The following is an 18,038-nucleotide window of genomic DNA, read 5'->3' as shown; positions in this document are numbered from 1 at the left end:
ACAGGAATGCATCGGCTCGTCCACGCGACATCGGCCCCTGCTGGGTGTGCTCTTTTCCAGGCGCGCACGACGATCAACGGCGTCGCGGCCATCTGCGATGCGCTGGGGGGTCTTTATCTTCCCGAGAGCCGAACGCTCGTCGTCTCCGACCTTCACCTGGAAAAAGGCTCCGCCTTCGCCCGCCGCGGCATGATGCTGCCGCCCTACGACACGATCGCGACGCTACGCATCCTGGAGGCGGTTCTCGCGCGCCATGATCCGAAGACTGTCATCAGTCTTGGCGACAACTTCCACGACCGCAGGGGCTCGGCGGCGATGCCGGAGAACTTTCGCCAGATGATCTGCTCCATGGCGCACGGGCGCGACTGGATCTGGATCAACGGCAACCACGATCCGGACGGCGCATTCGGACTGCCCGGCGCCTTCATGGATGAACTGCGGCACGCGGGGCTCGTCTTCCGACACGAGCCATCCCTGAAGGACGGCCTCGGCGAGATCGCCGGCCACTTGCATCCCTCGGCTACCGTGCGGCGCCGCGAGAGATCGGTTCGCCGGCCCTGTTTCGCGGCGGACGGCAAACGGCTGCTCATGCCCGCCTTCGGTGTGATCACCGGCGGGTTGGACCTCCGGCACCGCGCCATGAATGGGCTCTTCGATCGCCAGTACCTCGTCGCCCATATGATGGGACGCGACCGGATCTATTCCGTCCGCTTCGCCAACCTGCTCGGATAGAAGCCTTCAGAACGCGTTGAAGGTGAGCGTCGTCAAGGAACGGGAGATGCCCGGCACGCTGGCTATATTGTCGTTGATGAACTTGCCGACGTCCTGACCCTCCTCGACATAGATCTTCAGAAGCAGGTCGTAGTCACCACTGGTCGAATACATCTCCGAGACGATTTCCTTGCGGTAGATCTCGTCGGCAACTTCGTAGGTTTTGCCGGGGGCGCATTGCAATTGCACGAAAATCGGCTTCATTGGCTTCCTCTGCTTTTCCGGGAGCGGATCCGTGGCCCAACTCCTCCCCGTTCGCGTCGATCGGTCAGGACCGTCTGGGATACTGTCGTGCGCTTCCATAAACCGCAACAGGGCAAAAGGAAATGCGTCCGCTTCAGCCGGCGCCACTGTCCAGCTGAATGAGGCGAAGACGTTAGATCATATCTGTGGGACGAGCATCGCGCCTCAATCCCGAGGAAACCGCTGCTTTTCCTCGAGCACGTTGAGATCCATGTGGTTGCGCATGTATCGCTCGGAGGCCTTCTGCAACGGCTGGAAATCCCAAGGGTAGTAGGCGCCGTTCCTCAGCGCCGGATACACCACCCAGCGACGGGCTTGGCTTTCACGCACCGCAGCGTCAAAGGCGGCGAGACTCCAACGCTTGTTTGCTTCGGCGAGCAAGCTGGTGAGGACTTCGCTGTGTTCCGCATTTGACGCAAGGTCCGTCAATTCATCGGGATCAGAGCTGACGTCGAACAGCAGCGGCGGATCCTCGTCGCAGAGCGTCAATTTGTATGCTCCCGATCGCAACCCCACGAGCGGCGCCACTGAGCCTTCTGCCGCGTATTCCATCGGCACCGGACCCCGGTCGGCCTCAGCCCGCACCAGCGGCGCGAGATCTTCGCCGTCGGTCCAAGGGAGGATCGAAGCGATGTCCAAGCCGGCGATCGAGGCGACAGTCGGCGTTACGTCGAGCGTCGACACCGGTGCGTCGACCCTGCCGGGCTTCCAGCCAGGCGCCGAGATCATCAGTGGCACGCGCGCCGAGCCTTCGAAGAAGCTCATCTTGAACCAGAGGCCACGTTCGCCCAGCATGTCGCCATGGTCGGATACGAACAGTATGGCGGTATTCCCGGCCATGCCGGTCCGCTCGAGCACGTCGAGAATCTCGCCGATTTTCTCGTCCACGTAGGAGATGCTGGCGAAATAGCCGCGCCGTGCGCGCCGTACGTCATCCGCCGAAATGTCGAATGACCGGTAGTCGCAAGCCTCCAGGAGGCGCCGCGAATGCGGGTCCTGCTGTTCAAAGGGAATGGGTCCGATCTTCGGGTCCAGCGCAGGACAGCCCTCGTAAAGATCCCAGAAGCGCTTGCGAGCGACATAGGGATCGTGCGGATGGGTGAAACTAACCGTCAGGCTCCACGGTCGATCGTCATTGCCGCGCGCAAGATCGTAGAGCTTGCGGGTGGCGTTGTAGGCAACCTCGTCGTCGTATTCCATCTGGTTGGTGATCTCGGCCACCCCGGCACCCGTGACGGAGCCGAGATTGTGATACCACCAGTCGATGCGCTCCCCCGGCTTACGGTAGTCCGGCGTCCAACCGAAATCCGCCGGATAGATATCCGTCGTCAACCGCTCCTCGAAACCATGCAGTTGATCGGGGCCGACGAAATGCATCTTTCCCGAGAGGCAAGTCTGATATCCTCCGGCCCTGAGGTGGTGCGCATAGGTCGGTATGTCCGAGGCAAATTCGGCAGCGTTGTCGTAGACGCGTGTGCGGCTCGGGAGTTGACCGGACATGAAGGACGCCCGTGCCGGAGCGCAAAGCGGGCTGGCGGTGTAGGTATTGGCAAAGCGAACCGAGCGCTCTGCCAAGCCCCTGAGATGAGGCGCATGCAGAAAATCGGCGGGACCATCGGGAAACAGAGTTCCGTTGAACTGGTCGACCATCAGGATCAGGATGTTTGGCCGCGTCATTGGATTCTTCCTTCAGTCTAGCGCATCGCCCCGGCGATCGTACCCGTTTTCGGAAGTGCGATGCACAATTTCAAAGAATTACAGCGACCTTTGCGCGTCTGAAAAGACGCGCGGCGCTGGCAGTCACGCACGTCTGCTTAGAGTCCGAGAGAGGCTTTCACGCTGTCCAATCCGGGACCACCGTCGAAGGTCGTAACGCCCGCGAGCCACTTGTCGAGCGACTGCGGATTCTCGCTGAGCCACGCCGCTGCGGCTTCCTCCGGTTTGTCGCCTTCCAGGATCTTCCCCATCAACGTGTTTTCCATTGCCATGTCGAAGGTGAGATTCTTGAACAAGTTGGCACCGTTGGGGCACATCTTCGTCCAGCCGGTCCGCGCGAGCGTATAGACCTCCGCGCCACCGTAATTGGGCCCGAAATAGGCGTCGCCACCCGAAAGATAGGTGATGTCAAACCGGTTGTTCATGGGATGCGGCGCCCAGGCGAGAAAAACGATTGCCGCCTCCTTCTGTGCAGCGCGCTCCACCTGGGCCAGCATCGCCTGTTCGCTCGACTGGACCAGCTGCCAGTCTCCAAGCCCGAAATCATTTGCGCCGATCATTTTTTCGATGCTGGCATTGGCCGGTGCCCCCGTCTCGATACCATAGATCAGTCGCTCGAACTCTTCACCATGCGTCTGGAGATCAGAAAAGTCCTTGATGCCGCGTTCCGCGACATAGGATGGTACAGCCAGCGTGAACTTAGCGCCATCGAGGTTACGATTGACGATCTCGACGGCGTCAGCCTTCTGCAGGTCCTCTATGAAAGCGCTCTGGGCCGGCATCCAGTTGCCGAGGAAGATGTCGATCTCCCCGTTCTTCATCGACTCGTAGCCGATAGGCACGGAGAGCGTTTTGATGTCGGGCTCATAGCCAAGTGCCTCGAGCAGGACGCGCGCGACGGCATTCGTTGCAGTGATGTCCGTCCAGCCCGGGTCAGACATGCGGATCACCTTGCAGGCCTCATCCTCCGCGGCCTGGACTGGCGCCATACCGGCAAGCGACAGGAACAATCCCAAGGCGAGGCAGGTGCTGACTGCATTCATCATCATGTTACTCCCCTGAACTATTTGATTTCCGTATTCGTGCCGCTATTCTAAATCCCTGTGAAGTCGGGTTTTCTTGATTCTTCCCATAAGGCCTTTCTATGAGACAGAGAGTGGTCGATCTTGGCTGGCTGCGGCTTTTCGTGGAGGTGGCAAAGCGTGGCAACCTGACATCCGCTGCGGCTGCGCTTGGAATTTCGCAGCCGGCGATCAGCTACCAAATTCGACGCATAGAGGACCAGATCGGAGTGGATCTGCTAACCCGCGTCCACCGCGGTGTCGAACTCACGCCCGCGGGCCAGAGGCTTTACGACATTGCGAAACGGGCGGTCGACGAAATCGACGATGCCGTTGGCGCTTTTCGCGCCGACCAGGAAAGATCGACGATCCGGTTGCTGACGGATTATGCATTTGCGTCGCTCTGGCTGATGCCTCGAATGCATGCATTCCGGCTTCTATATCCGGAGTTGGACATCCAGATCGTCGCGACGCAAAGGCTTCAGCGGGAACTGTTGAGAGATAACGACATCGCCGTCGCTTTCGGCGCGCAGCGCGATTTCGGCGACGATGTCATATTGCTCTTACCGGAAGCGGTCACGCCCGTGTGCACACCGGCTTTCGCCGAACAGAACGGCCCCTTCGCAGATGTCTCGTCGCTCGCGAGATCAACCTTGATACATCTCGATAGCTCGGCGCCTTCGCCCTGGTTCGAATGGCGCACCTATTTATCGCATTTCAGGGCGGTCAGGGACGTGCAGTCGGGACATGTCGATCTGAGCTTCAACACCTATTCGCTTGTCGTGCAAGCCGCCGTCGGCGGCCAGGGAATTGCGATCGGGTGGAGGGGCCTCGTGGATGAACACATTTCCTCGGGCCTTCTGGTGCCCGTCGGCCCCACTCTCGAGGTCCGCGAGCGCGGCTACTGCCTGGTCCGGCCTGCGCGGGCGAGCCAACCGGTCAGCCGCCTCGGCAATTGGCTGTTGAGTGAGGCGGAAGCACAGACCGCACTTCAGGATGGCTGCGAAGCGGGAAAGACCTCCTGACCCTAGTCCTTTCGGAAGAGCAGGCTTGCGCCCCAGCCGGTGATGACAGCCAGCGCCACGGCAAGGAGACCATAGGCGAGGGGCTGGTCATGCGCGGCCCGGGTGATGGCCTGTTCGAGACCGGTCTTGACGACCCGGAGCGACAGCGCCTTGGCGGCGACGAACAGCCCGTCCCGGAACAGATAGGCGCGCACGACGTGAATGCCGTTCGGTACGTTGGCCGGCAGCCGCACGGAGGCCTTGAACAGGCTCGAACTGATGAACTGCACGCCGCCCGGATCCCGCTGGTAGACGCCGCTTTCCTCCCGCAGGCGCCGGAAGGCATTGCGAAATTCGCCGAGATTGCTGCCGTCGCCAAAGAAACCGAGCGGCACCAGGCGCATGTGATCGACGCCGATCCCCATATTGGCAATGTCGCGCGGCGGTGCGATCGTTGCAATGTCGCGCGTGCTTGACAGCGAGTAGGCTTCGGGAACCAGCTCGAAGGTCATCGACTGCGTGTTGACCCAGATGCCGAAGACCCGCTCCTTCTTGCGCACCGTCGCATTGTCCTTCGGGCCTTCGAGGGCGACGACGACGTTGTATTTGCCCTGGGCGAGAAGGTTGGGATCGAAGCCGTCGATGGCGCCGAAAATCGTCAGGTCGGCGCCGCGAAAGTCGGAGGTGATGGCGATCTCGTCGGTCGAGATACCGATCTCGAGCTTCTCGTTGAAATTCGTGATCTGCCGCTCCAGGGGCCGTACCGGCGCCTGCGCCGCGGCCGGCGCGGCAGCGGCCAGAACAAGGACCGTCAGCAAAAGGCGGAGGCTAGCCCGCATTTCTCACACTCCTTGGGCCCTGCGTTGGACTGTGGCGAGTTGGATACGGGCTAGTGACCATCAGTATCCGAACCCCCCCGAGACGACCGAATAGACATTCTCCGGCGGAATGACGAGGTCGATCGCGAGCCGGATGCCGACGGCGAGCACGAGCAGCGCCAGCAGCGCCCGCAACTGTTCGCCACGCAGCCGCTGGCCGACGCGCACGCCGTATTGCGCCCCGATGACACCGGCGATCATCAGCACAAAGGCGAGCACGATATCGACGGTGTAGTTCGTCGACGCCTGGACGAGAACCGTGTAGGCGGAGACGAACACGATCTGGAACAACGAGGTGCCGACGACGACATTGGTCGGGATGCGCAAGAGATAGATCATCGCCGGCACCATGATGAAGCCGCCGCCGACGCCCATGATCGAGGTCAACATGCCGATCGAGAAGCCGAGCGTGGCGACCGGAATGACGCTCAGATAGATTTTCGACTTCTTGAAGCGCATCTTCAGCGGCAGGCCGTGGATCCAGATATGCTGCCCGGGCCGGCGCAAGGCAGTCGGCAGATTCTTGGCAGCCTTGCGCATGGCGCCGAGGCTCTCCCAGAGCATCAACCCGCCGACGGAGCCGAGCAGCACGACATAGAGCAAAGAGATCACCAGATCGAGTTGGCCCATGCGGCGCAGCAACGAAAACAGCCAGACGCCGACGGTCGCCCCGACGAGGCCGCCGCCGAGCAGCACTGTGCCGAGCTTGACGTCGATCGTGCCGCGGCGGAAATGCGTGATCGCGCCGGAGATCGAGGAGGCAACTACCTGGTTGGCGCCTGTCGCCACCGCCACCACCGGCGGAATGTTGTAGAAGATCAGCAGCGGCGTGATCAGGAAACCGCCGCCAACCCCGAACATGCCCGACAAAAAACCGACAGCCGCGCCCATGCCGAGAATGACGAAAATATTCACCGACAACTCTGCAATGGGCAGATAGACCGTCACGGCCGAACCTCGATGTATCAACAGCCCGCGGCGCGGGCGGCAACTGCAACTTCACAACCCCTAAACCGGAAACGATTTAGGAATTGTGCATGCCTTGAATTCTCCGCATGGCTCACGCCTTCAAGAGGCGCGGCGCGATGCGTCGAAGCGGATGGTGATTCACCACGAGCAGGGATGTAGCGGCAGACGGCCCACCTCCGAGGGACAGCAGACTGCACCTCCCCTCATGCGCCCCAGGTCCGAAACTGTCAACCTTGCCGGGCACATGGCAGGCAAATGGCGCGCAACTTCCGTGCTGACAGCGCTGTGGCGCCTATCTGCGGCATTATTGGGGCGTTTTTCTCGCGGCTGCGGAAAGAGCGTAGCCGGGCCGGCGGGCAAGTGCGACTGGGGTTCTGTGTGCGCCTGGACGTACTGCGCCGGAGCTGGTTTCGTTACGCGTTGCGCTTCAAGAGCTCTCTCACCAGCGCGTCCGTGATCTCCCCGGTCGGCTCATGACCGATCGATTTCTGGAAGGCCTTGATCGCGGCGATCGTCTTCCTGCCCATCTGCCCATCCGCCGGACCGGAATCGAAGCCGTTATTGTTGAGGATGGCCTGGATGTTGCGCACGGCTTTTGTCATGTCGACCGACGCCGTTTTTGTCGAGTTCCCGACCCAGGCGTCCGGCACCTCGACCGTATTGGCCTTGGCGTCGACCGGCTGTGCCTTCCATGCGTCGATCTTCGCCTTGGCGCTCGAAAGCACGTCCGGGTTCATCGCCCTGGCGATCTCGTCCCGCTTCTCGGCCGCGTCCTTGTCGCCGTCACGGGCTGCGATGGCAAACCACTTGTACGCCTCCTCGAGGCTCTGAGCGACGCCATTGCCGCGGGCATAGAGCACGGCGAGATTGAACTGACTGTCGCGGACGCCGAAGTTGGCGGCCTTCTCGAACCACCTTGCCGCCTCCACGAAATCCGGGGCGCCGTCGCGTCCGCTCGCGAGCATGACTGCGAGATTGTGGATCGCACTCGCATTGCCCGCTTCCGCAGCCTTCAGGTAGAGCACCTTGGCCCTGGCGGCATCGCGCTCGACGCCGGCCCCTTTCTCGTAAAGATTGGCGAGCCTGTAATCCGCCGGCACGACACCGGCATCGGCCGCACGCTGGTACCATTTGGCGGCCTCGGCGAGATCCTCCTTCACGCCGCGGCCCTCGGTGAAGCGGGCGCCGATCTCATAAAATGCCAGCGGGTCACCGCCCTTGGCCGCCGTCACCAGTGCCGGCGGTCCGAACCCTTCCGGCAGAACGACGTCGATCGCCTTCGCCTGTTCGAGCGCCGGAACCCCGGACGCCTCATGCGAGGAATGTTCGAATGATGAAACGGGACCCGTTGTCCCTGCCGCCGGCTGCAGCAGAGGTGCAGCACCCGCGCCGCGGGCGGCGGGACTTGCAGCATCTTCCTCGTCAGCAGCGGAGGCGGCCTGCGCCGCCCCTGCCGGCGCATCGCCCGCCGGCTCTTCAGCGGCCGTTTCAGAAGTTGCGGCGGGAGCTGTTTCAACCGCAGTTGCGGCGTTCGGCTGCGCGCCTTCAGGTTCCGCCCGACGTTCGATCGCCACTGCCGGCTGAGCCGGTGCTTCCTTGCCCTTCAGCATCGTGCTGACGAGCGGATAGGACATGATCGCCAACAGCACCGCGCCGACCGCCATCAGGATCGGGCGGCGATGACGGGCCAAAGCGCCGGAGAACGCCGAGGGCGCCCTGTTGTCCCTGGCCCGGTTATGCATGTCGGCCTCTTCCACGGCAAGCTGTGCCGCACGGCGCGCGGCGGCGATGAAATCCGCCTTGTCGCCACCGGGTGCCTGCTGACCGCCACGTGCCATTTGACCGGCGCGGACCCGTTCGAGGATCTTTTTGACGTCGGGAACACCGGAACCGGGCTCAAGGAGCAGATTGGCTTCCTCGGTCGCAAGCATTTCGGAGGGGTCGATCGACGGGGCCGGTTCGACAAGCTGTCGCGCCTGCGCCGGTGGCGCCGCATTGCGCTTGGAAGAAAAACGCCGGGTCAGGCCGGCCAGGAGGCCCGCCTTTGCAGGCTGTTCCTCCACCCGCTCCACGGTCGAAATATCAAGCGAAACCATGGATTCGGCCGCAGCCGGCTCCGCAACGAAATCTCTGCTCTCGGATTGCAGCGCCCGTACGCTGCGCTGCAACTCGCCGTCGCGGTAGTCGGGATCCGCAGCCGGAGACGGTTCTTCGAAGTCGGGCTGGGCGGCCTTCGGCATTGCCGGTGCGCCGACGCTCCGTTGCGGCCGGTTCTCCTCCAGCCGCTCGAGCTTTTCAGCGATGTGGACGAGCGTGTCGTGCAGGGCCTCGAAGGTACGCGCGGTCCGGTCGTCGCTCGAACGGCTGAGCTCTTCGAGCGCGCGCAGGTCTTCGGCAAGGGCCGAGATTGCGGCCATGTCGGCGCCTGCCGACGTGTGCGACGAGACGTTCTTGGAATAGGCCTCCATCACCGCTTCAGCCGCCTGCCGAGCGGCTTCGATAATATATTCGTCGCTTGTGGCCAGATAGTCTTCAAGCGCGTTCATGCGGCTCTCGAACTCCGCCGACGCCGCCTGACCGGACTCCCCATGCGGCTGGCTCACAAGCGTGGAGAGATTGCTGATCTGCGCCTCGAGATTGCGCAGGGCCTCGCGATCGTCGAAGGGAGCGGCCTGCGTTTCTTCGAGGCGCTGTGCGATGTCGGCAAGACGGTCTTCGAGCCTGTCGAAGCGAGTATCGCTCATCGGCGCTTCGGCTTGCGCATCCAGCTCGTCGATGCGGCGGGCGAGGTAATCGAGCCTTTCGACGAGCCCGCCATTGAGGCTGCCCTGGTCAAGCGCCTCTATCTTGCGCGAAATATCGGCAAGATAGCCGGTGAGCTCGGGATCGGCGGTGCGTTGGCCGTGCTCGAGAAGAGCTGAAAGATGATCGAGACGCTCCTCGAGCCGGGCGGCCGATCTCTCGCCGGCCAAGTCCTCGACGCGCGCCGACAGTGCCTCGATCCTGGCACCGAGTCCGGAATCGGAGGGGCGGGAGAGATGGTCGATTTGGCGCGAGAGATCGCCGAGCCTGCTTTCCAGGCGATTGACGAAGGACGTGTCCGTGCCGGCATTGCGGCTGTTGACTGCAATCGCCCGGCTGATTTCGTCGAGCCGCGCATCGAGATCGGAAAATTTCGTGGACAGGCGGCGGTCGTCCGGCTGAATCTGGCGGCCGAGCAGTTCGACCGCCTGGGCAACCGCCACGAGCTTATCCTCCAAAGCGTCGATACCGGGGCCTTTGTTCAGGGACGCGATCTGCGTCTTGATCTCGTCGAGTCGGTAGGCGAGCGCCACGAGTTCATCGTCGCGGTTCTGGTCGAAGGCGTTCAGCCGGTCCTCGACCCCGCTCCAGCGATTCTCCATGCGGCGCATGCTGTCTTCGCGCGCCAGGCCGTCAAGCGTCGCGCGAAGGTCGTCGAATTCGGCCCGGAGCGCCTCCGCCTGGGCCGATGGTGCATGCCTGCCGAGCTGACCGATGCTCTCGGCAAGCCGCTGCATATCGGTCCGGACGTCGGCGGCAAAGCCGCGATCCTGCGCCACCTCGGACTTGATGCTGCGGATTTCCGAGCGAAGCGCATGCATCTCGCGGACAAGACCATCGCCGATTTCTCGCTTCAGATCCTGGCGCAAGCCCACGAGCGCCTCGGCGATATCGGTAGCTGCGGAGGGCCGGAGCGAATGCGGTTGATATCGCGTCTCTTCCGGAGACCGGGGGGCCGAACGTTCTGCTTCGCGCGCGGCCAAGCGCTCTCGCAATGGCGAGCGTTCGCGGCCGGCACTGAGTACCCGTTGGCGCTGGAGTATCTCGGAAACGGGATTGTCAGCCGGTGCGCGCGGCCTCTCCCCCTGAGGCGGTTCACGGCTGACGCTGCTCATCAGGCCTTCGATGCGTGCCTCGAGCCCCTCGATGGTGCGATTGAGGGCATCGAGCGAAGACCTGTCGCCATAGGACGGGTTGCCCATGCGCTGAGAATTGGCTCGCGATCCGTTCATTGTCTCTCGCCCCTGTCGTGACCATCATCGAGAGCGCCATAGGAGGGAAGTGCCCTTACATTCAGCGGCGCTCAGCCGATGCGGGCAATGCCGCAACACGGGCGAATCGGACCGGTTGCAGCCTTGACCATCTCAAAGCGCACAATTCAGCGAACGTGGTAAACAAGCCGTTAACTGGTTCGATTTTTAACGATTTGTCAGGCTGCATAGGCTCCCACGGACGAAACTTTTCGGATTCTAATTTTTGACGTTTACGCAAACGTCAAAGTTTTGTAGCATCCTGTACACGTTGCCGCACGCGATGCTCGTGGTGCGTGCTCAAAGGCAGGAAACGGGCAAGCCGCGCGGCGCGGCCCGACGGGATATCAAGGCGAGGAAAGAATGCCCATCTACAAGGCTCCGGTTGAAGACACCCTGTTCATCCTCAACGACGTGCTCGGGATCGAACGCTACCGCAATCTGCCGGGATTCGCGGATGCGACGCCGGACATGCTCGCGGCGATCGTCGGCGAAGCAGCCAGGCTTTCCGAGGAAGTGCTATTCCCGGTCAATCTTTCGGGCGACCAGGAAGGCTGCAGGCGCCACGAGGACGGATCGGTCGCCGTGCCGAAGGGATTCAAGGAGGCCTATGATCTCTACCGTGAGGGGGGCTGGCTCGGTCTCGCGGCGCCGGAGGAGTTCGGTGGCCAGGGCCTGTCCTATACGCTGCATACTGCCGTCGGCGAATACATGTCCTCTGCCAACATGGCGCTGATGATGTATCCCGGCCTGACGCAAGGCGCGATTGCCGCCATCCTGGCACATGGGTCGGACGAACAGAAACGGGCTTACCTGCCGAACTTGGTGGACGGCAACTGGACCGGAACCATGAATCTCACCGAGCCGCATTGCGGTACAGATCTCGGACTGCTGCGTACCAAGGCAGTGCCGAACGGTGACGGAAGCTACCGGATTTCCGGGCAGAAGATCTTCATCTCCGCCGGCGAGCACGACATGTCGGAGAACATCATCCATCTCGTGTTGGCCCGCATCGAAGGTGCCCCGGAAGGCGTCAAGGGCATTTCGCTCTTCATCGTGCCGAAGTTCAAGCTCGCCGCGAATGGCGAGCCCGGCGAGCGCAACGGCGTCTCCTGCGGTGCGATCGAACACAAGATGGGCATTCACGGAAACGCCACCTGCGTCATGAACTACGATGATGCGACCGGCTACTTGATCGGCGTGGAGAACAAGGGCCTCAACGCCATGTTCGTGATGATGAACGAAGCTCGCCTCGGCGTCGGCATGCAGGGGCTGTCGATCGCCGAGATCGCCTACCAGAATGCCGTGAACTATGCCCGCGAGCGGCTGCAGGGCCGATCGCTCTCCGGCGCCAAAGAGCCGGACAAGAAGGCGGACCCGATCATCGTCCATCCCGACATTCGCCGCACGCTGATGACGATCAAGGCCTTCAACGAGGCGGGCCGCGCCTTCACGCTCTGGACGGCGCTGCAATCCGACATCGCCCACCGTTCCGACAACGAGGCGGACCGGCAAATGGCCGATGACTTGCTCAGCCTGATGACGCCGATCCTGAAGGGCGTGCTGACCGACAAGGGTTTCGACCATGCGGTCATGGCGCAGCAAGTCTTCGGCGGCCACGGCTATATAGAAGAGCACGGCATGAGCCAGTATGTGCGCGATGCCCGCATCGCCATGATCTACGAGGGGGCGAACGGTATCCAGGCGCTCGACCTCGTCGGGCGCAAGCTGGCGATGAATGGCGGCCGCGCGGTCATGGCTCTGTTCAAGGAAATCGGCGATTTCTGCGAGGAGAACCGCGGCGCCGACAGGCTCTCCGGCTATACCAAGAGCCTGAAGAAGGGACTGAGCGACCTGCAGGCCTCCACGATGTGGTTCATGCAGAACGCCATGGCCAAGCCCGACAATGCCGGCGCCGGTTCGACCGATTACATGCACCTCTTCGGCCTCGTCGTGCTCGGCTACATGTGGGCGAAGATCGCGAAGACCGCGGAGGAAAAGCTCGCGGCAGGAGCACCAGACAATGCCGATTATCTTAGGAACAAGCTGATCACGGCGCGGTTTTTCATGGAACGCATCATGCCCGAGACGGCGCTTCGCAAGGCCCGCATCGAAACCGGTGCCGACTCGATGATGGCACTGGACGCTGCCGCATTCTGATTTCAAGCTGGAGCTGGCTTGAGGAGAAGCGTGCAGCGTTTTGTCCGCATCCGGCTCCAAGTTTTCATATGCCGGCGCCGGGAGTGCCGCCGAACAGGAGATCAAGAGATGACGAAAGTCTTCGTATACGACCACGTGCGCACGCCGCGCGGCCGTGGCAAGAAGGACGGCGCACTGCACGAAGTGCCCTCCGTCCGCCTTGCAGCCAAGGTGCTCGAGGCGGTGCGCGACCGCAACGGGCTCGACACGTCGACCGTCGACGATGTCATCATGGGTTGCGTCGATCCGGTGATGGATGCGGGCGCGGTGGTCCCGAAGGCGGCTGCCTTCGAGGCCGGCTATTCGACGCGGGCGCCGGGGATGCAGATCTCCCGCTTCTGCGCCTCCGGTCTCGACGCGGTGAATTTCGGCGCTGCCAAGATCGCCCAGGGGGCGGACGACATCGTCATAGCCGGCGGCGTCGAATCGATGTCGCGCATCGGCCTCGGCATGTCGGGCGGCTCCTGGTTCATGGACCCGTCGGTCAATCTGCCGGCCTATTTCATGCCGCAGGGCGTCTCCGCCGACCTGATCGCCACCAAATACGGTTTCTCCCGCGACGACGTCGACGCCTATGCCGTCGAAAGCCAGCAGCGTGCGGCCCATGCCTGGGACAGGGGCTACTTCAAGGACTCTGTCGTGGCGGTCAAGGACCGGAACGGTCTGACCATCCTCGACCGCGACGAGCACATGCGTCCGGGCACCGACATGCAGGCGCTTGCCTCGCTCAATCCGTCCTTCCAGATGCCCGGAGAGATGGGCGGCTTCGAGGCCGTCGCGATCCAGGCGCATCCGGAGATCGAGCGGATCAACTACGTCCACCACGCCGGAAACTCTTCGGGGATCGTCGACGGCGCCGCGGCAGTTCTGCTCGGCTCGAAGGCCGGCGGCGAATCCATGGGATTGAAGCCCCGCGCCCGCATTCGCGCCTTCGCCAATATCGGCTCGGATCCGGCGCTGATGCTGACCGGCCCCGTGGATGTCACCGAGAAGATCCTGAAGCGTGCGGACATGAAGCTGTCCGACATCGATCTCTTCGAACTCAACGAGGCCTTTGCGGCCGTCGTGCTCCGCTTCATGCAGGCCTTCGACATCCCCCACGACCAGATCAACGTCAATGGCGGTGCGATCGCCATGGGTCATCCGCTCGGTGCCACCGGCGCCATGATCCTCGGCACCGTGCTCGACGAGCTCGAGCGCCGCGACCTCAACACCGCCCTGGTTACGCTCTGCATCGGCGCCGGCATGGGCACCGCCACGATCATCGAACGCGTCTGATCCGATCCCGGGAGAGAGAATATGTCTTATACGAACTTCAAGATCGAAACCGACGCCGACGGCATCGTGCTGGTCACCTGGGACATGCCCGAGAAGACGATGAACGTCTTCACTCAGGAGGTGATGGCGGAGCTCGACGCCATTGTCGATCAGACGAGTGGTGATCCGGCCGTCAAGGGCGTCGTCATCACCTCCGGCAAATCCTCCTTCTCCGGCGGTGCCGACCTCACGATGATCAAGTCGATGTTCGCGATCCAGGCCGAAGAAAAGGCGAAGGATCCGGCCAATGCGTCGCAAAAGCTCTTCGATCTCGCTGGCCGGCTGAGCGGCCTCTTCCGCAAGCTTGAAACCTCCGGCAAGCCCTGGGTCTCCGCGATTAACGGCACCTGCATGGGCGGCGCTTTCGAGCTGTCGCTCGCCTGCCATGGGCGTGTCGCCTCCAATGCGAAATCTGTGAAGATCGCGCTGCCTGAGGTCAAGGTCGGCATTTTTCCCGGTGCCGGCGGCACTCAGCGCGTGCCGCGCCTGACCAATACGCAGGACGCGCTGCAGATGATGACGACCGGCTCGTCGCTGACGGCCGCCCGCGCGAAGGCCATGGGTCTCGTGCACGAAGTGGTCGATCCAGACAAGTTGATCGACGCCGCCAAGGGGATGATCAAGAACGGCCTGAAGCCGGTTCAGCCCTGGGACGAAAAGGGATTCAAGCTGCCCGGCGGCGGCATCTGGACGCCGGCTTCCGCGCAGCTCTGGCCCGCGGCCTCGGCCATCCTGCGCCGCGAGACCTATGGCAATTATCCGGGGGCCATCGCCATCCTGAAAAGCGTCTACGAGGGACTGCAGGTTCCCTTCGATACGGGCCTCAGGATCGAGCAGCGCTATTTCACTGAAATCCTGCAGACGACCGAAGCTTTTTCGATGATCCGTTCGCTGTTCATCTCGATGCAGGAGCTCGGCAAGGGCGCCCGCCGGCCGGCCGGCGTGCCGAAGACCGAGTTGAAAAAGGTCGGCGTCATCGGCGCAGGCTTCATGGGCGCCTCGATCGCTTACGTAACGGCCGCCGCCGGGATTCCCGTCACCCTTATCGACCGCGACATGGAAGCGGCCGGAAAGGGCAAAGCGCATTCGGAGGGGCTGGTCAAGGACTCGATCGGCAAAGGCCGGCTAACGAAGGGCGAGGGCGAGGCCCTGCTTTCGCGCATCACGCCGTCGGCCGATTATGGCGATCTCAAGGACGCAGACCTCGTGATCGAGGCGGTCTTCGAAGACCGGCAGGTGAAGAAAGACGTAATCGAGAATGTGGAAGCGGTAATCGCCCAGGATGCGATCTTCGCCTCGAACACCTCGACGCTGCCGATCACCGGCCTCGCCAAGAACTCCAAAAGGCCGGACCAGTTCATCGGTATCCATTTCTTCTCGCCAGTCGAGAAGATGATGCTGACGGAAGTGATCCTCGGGAAGGAGACCGGCGACCGAGCGCTCGCGACGGCGCTCGACTACGTCGCAGCGATCAAGAAGACACCGATCGTCGTCAACGACACGCGCGGCTTCTACGTCAACCGCTGCGTCTTCCGCTATATCCACGAGGCCTATGACATGCTGATAGAGGGCGTGCCGCCGGCGATGATCGAGAACGCCGCCAAGATGGCCGGCATGCCGGTCGGGCCGCTGTCGCTCAACGACGAGGTGGCGATCGACCTCAGCCAAAAGATCCTGAAAGCGACCGTTGCCGATCTCGGCGAGAAAGCCGTCGATCCGCGCCACATGGCGTTGATCGACAAGATGGTCGACGAGTTCGACCGCCGCGGACGCAAGAACGGCAAGGGCTTCTACGAATATCCGGCAAAGCCGGCGAAGAAGTATCTCTGGCCGGGTCTTAAGGAGCTCTATCCGCAGAAGGACGCCGAGAAGATCGATGTCGAGGTGCTGAAGCGGCGCTTCCTCGCGACCATCGCGCTGGAAGCCGCCCGCACGATTGAGGAAGGCATCGTCACCGACCCGCGTGAGGCCGATGTCGGTTCTATCCTAGGCTTCGGTTTTGCGCCGTATACCGGCGGTACGCTCTCCTATATCGACGGCATGGGCGTCAATGCCTTCGTCGAACTCTGCGAAAAGCTCGCCGAAGACTACGGCGACCACTTCAAGCCGACGCCGCTTCTGAAAGACATGGCCGAGAAAGGCGAGACCTTTTATGGCCGCTTCAACCCCTATGGCGAGGCGCAGCGGGCGGCATAGGCTGCGCGCCTCCCGAACGAAGCGAGGGCCGCCCGTCAACCGCGGCCCTTCGTCAGCCTGGCGTCAAATTGAGCAGGATCAAACGGGTCGACGGGCGACCGGGCTATGAGGAAGTGAACAAATTTGCAGAAGCAATCATGCAGCCGCTCCCCTTCGTTCTCGCCGTCTCGCTGCTACTCGCAACACCGGGTCCGACCAACACGCTGCTGTGGTTATCGGGCGCGACGGCCGGCCCGCGCCGTTCCATTCGCCTGCTCGTAGCCGAGGTCTGCGGCTATCTCACCGTAACCATTCCGATATCGATGTTCGCCAGGCCATTCTTAATAGCCCTGCCTGAACTCGGGATACTGCTGAGGTTTGCAGCCGCGGTCTGGGTCCTGTTCTTAGCGCGCTCACTCTGGCTGACGTCGGCGTCGGGGGCCGCTGAGCGGCCGATCGGGGCGGGGCAGGTTTTCGTGACGACGCTTCTCAACCCCAAGGCTCTGGTCGTGGCACTGGTCATCATGCCACAGGTGGGTTTGATGGCAATGCTGCCCTGGCTCGCCTGGTTCGTGGTGCTGACGCTCACTGCCGGCTCGCTCTGGATCGGCGCCGGCGCAATTCTCGGCCGCGGTCCCACTCGCAAGGCCGGTCAGCAACTGTTCCGCCGAATCGCGGCCGGTTTCCTCGCCTTCTTCTCCCTCGCGATGGCGGGCAGCGCGCTTGCCACGGTTGTCTGATCTTCAGCGGGCGTGGCCGCACGTCTCCCAGCGGCCGAACGCCGTTGCGGGGGCACACAACTGGTGCAATAGTACAAGCAGTTCCGAGCGGCATGGAGAGAGAGCGCCGTACCCGCCCGCTGGAGGCCAACATGACTGACGACCATCGCTCGGGCTGCCCGATCAACCTCTCGCTCGAAGTCTTCGGGGATAAATGGAGCCTCTTGATCATCCGCGACATGATCTTCGGCGGCAAGCGGCATTTCCGCGAGCTGTTGCGCTCCGAGGAAGGGATTTCCTCTAATATCCTCGCCGATCGACTGAAGACGCTTACGGAGTCCGGTATGCTCACGAAGAGCGCCGATCCCAGCCATAAGCAGAAGGCAATCTACAGCCTCACGGAAAAGGCGATCGCGCTGGTGCCGATCATGGCGCATCTCGGCGCCTGGGGTCGGCGCTACCTGCCTGTGAGCGAGGAGCTCAGCATCCGCGCGCGACTGATGGAAGAAGGCGGACCGGAGCTATGGGAGCGCTTCATGGACGAACTCAGGGCGGAACATCTCGGCCCTGTCGCGAAGCCGTCGGAGGAGATTTCCGTTCGCCGCGCCCTGCAGTCGGCCTATGAGGAAGTTGTCGGCCGCAAGACAATGCAACGGGAGCTCGACGAACCCAGCGGATAGCGCATCGGCCCGAAATCGGAAGTGCGTTTCGGAAGGCCTATGCCGGATTCGAAGAGCTGCGGCGACCCTTGCGCGTCTGAAAAGACACGCGGCGCTGTACTACGGCAAAGTTCGAGGACTATTTTCCTGTGCGTTCTTTACGGCCTTCCACTGCTCGGATAGTCTAGGCCTACGGCGTCCTTTGTGCGCTCCAAAGGACGAACGTTGCACCTGATCGGTTTGATGAAAGGCGCACCAGTTTTTATAGCGTCGTC

The 18,038-nt window shown here is 62.5% G+C and carries 13 protein-coding genes; 7 read left to right on the top strand and 6 right to left on the bottom strand.

The window, feature by feature from the left end; genetic code table 11:
- The first annotated feature begins 6 nt into the window (after positions 1 to 6).
- Positions 7 to 732, top strand: coding sequence for a ligase-associated DNA damage response endonuclease PdeM (gene pdeM, locus AC4P1R_RS00720; RefSeq protein ID WP_069459576.1), 726 nt, complete (start codon positions 7 to 9; stop codon positions 730 to 732).
- Positions 733 to 738: 6 nt separating this feature from the next.
- Here the strand turns inward: pdeM and AC4P1R_RS00715 are convergent, their stop codons facing one another.
- The 3 genes from AC4P1R_RS00715 to choX form a co-directional block, all read right to left on the bottom strand.
- Positions 739 to 975 (bottom strand): Lrp/AsnC ligand binding domain-containing protein, encoded by a 237-nt coding sequence (locus tag AC4P1R_RS00715; RefSeq protein ID WP_034859316.1) that lies wholly within the window; start codon positions 973 to 975, stop codon positions 739 to 741.
- A gap of 204 nt (positions 976 to 1,179) precedes the next feature.
- Complete coding sequence (gene betC, locus AC4P1R_RS00710) at positions 1,180 to 2,691, bottom strand: choline-sulfatase (protein ID WP_492177284.1); 1,512 nt, start codon at positions 2,689 to 2,691, stop codon at positions 1,180 to 1,182.
- Between the two features lie 137 nt (positions 2,692 to 2,828).
- The gene (gene choX, locus AC4P1R_RS00705; RefSeq protein WP_425353239.1) at positions 2,829 to 3,779 is read right to left on the bottom strand and encodes a choline ABC transporter substrate-binding protein; all 951 of its coding nucleotides are present in this window, start codon (positions 3,777 to 3,779) and stop codon (positions 2,829 to 2,831) included.
- Between the two features lie 95 nt (positions 3,780 to 3,874).
- On the opposite strand from choX, the gene AC4P1R_RS00700 reads away from it, so the two are divergent.
- Positions 3,875 to 4,816 (top strand): choline sulfate utilization transcriptional regulator, encoded by a 942-nt coding sequence (locus AC4P1R_RS00700; RefSeq protein WP_069459578.1) that lies wholly within the window; start codon positions 3,875 to 3,877, stop codon positions 4,814 to 4,816.
- A 2-nt stretch (positions 4,817 to 4,818) separates the two neighbouring features.
- Here the strand turns inward: AC4P1R_RS00700 and AC4P1R_RS00695 are convergent, their stop codons facing one another.
- From AC4P1R_RS00695 to AC4P1R_RS00685, 3 genes are all read right to left on the bottom strand, one after another.
- Positions 4,819 to 5,634: a TIGR02186 family protein gene (locus AC4P1R_RS00695; RefSeq protein WP_069459579.1), complete on the bottom strand. Its 816-nt coding sequence runs from the start codon at positions 5,632 to 5,634 to the stop codon at positions 4,819 to 4,821.
- Between the two features lie 60 nt (positions 5,635 to 5,694).
- Complete coding sequence (locus AC4P1R_RS00690) at positions 5,695 to 6,621, bottom strand: sulfite exporter TauE/SafE family protein (RefSeq protein WP_069459580.1); 927 nt, start codon at positions 6,619 to 6,621, stop codon at positions 5,695 to 5,697.
- A 434-nt stretch (positions 6,622 to 7,055) separates the two neighbouring features.
- Positions 7,056 to 10,676 carry a peptidoglycan-binding protein gene (locus AC4P1R_RS00685; protein WP_151610786.1) on the bottom strand — a complete coding sequence of 1,207 codons (3,621 nt, stop codon included), beginning with the start codon at positions 10,674 to 10,676 and terminating at the stop codon, positions 7,056 to 7,058.
- A 381-nt stretch (positions 10,677 to 11,057) separates the two neighbouring features.
- Here AC4P1R_RS00685 and AC4P1R_RS00680 point away from each other — a divergent pair, with 381 nt between their 5' ends.
- The 5 genes from AC4P1R_RS00680 to AC4P1R_RS00660 all read left to right on the top strand — a co-directional run bounded on the left by AC4P1R_RS00680 (position 11,058) and on the right by AC4P1R_RS00660 (position 17,784).
- The gene (locus AC4P1R_RS00680) at positions 11,058 to 12,854 is read left to right on the top strand and encodes an acyl-CoA dehydrogenase C-terminal domain-containing protein (RefSeq protein ID WP_151610785.1); all 1,797 of its coding nucleotides are present in this window, start codon (positions 11,058 to 11,060) and stop codon (positions 12,852 to 12,854) included.
- 108 nt (positions 12,855 to 12,962) lie between these two features.
- The gene (locus AC4P1R_RS00675) at positions 12,963 to 14,171 is read left to right on the top strand and encodes an acetyl-CoA C-acetyltransferase (protein ID WP_069459583.1); all 1,209 of its coding nucleotides are present in this window, start codon (positions 12,963 to 12,965) and stop codon (positions 14,169 to 14,171) included.
- A gap of 21 nt (positions 14,172 to 14,192) precedes the next feature.
- Positions 14,193 to 16,406 (top strand): FAD-dependent oxidoreductase, encoded by a 2,214-nt coding sequence (locus tag AC4P1R_RS00670; protein ID WP_069459584.1) that lies wholly within the window; start codon positions 14,193 to 14,195, stop codon positions 16,404 to 16,406.
- A 113-nt stretch (positions 16,407 to 16,519) separates the two neighbouring features.
- The gene (locus AC4P1R_RS00665; RefSeq protein ID WP_492177283.1) at positions 16,520 to 17,125 is read left to right on the top strand and encodes a LysE family translocator; all 606 of its coding nucleotides are present in this window, start codon (positions 16,520 to 16,522) and stop codon (positions 17,123 to 17,125) included.
- A gap of 131 nt (positions 17,126 to 17,256) precedes the next feature.
- On the top strand, positions 17,257 to 17,784 hold the full coding sequence (locus AC4P1R_RS00660; protein WP_069459585.1) for a winged helix-turn-helix transcriptional regulator: 528 nt from the start codon (positions 17,257 to 17,259) through the stop codon (positions 17,782 to 17,784).
- The last annotated feature ends 254 nt before the right edge of the window (positions 17,785 to 18,038 follow it).

This window comes from Sinorhizobium sp. Y406, from assembly GCF_058732025.1.
The sequence above is the reverse complement of the archived record's forward strand: the minus strand, read 5'-3'. Positions and strand labels throughout refer to the sequence as shown.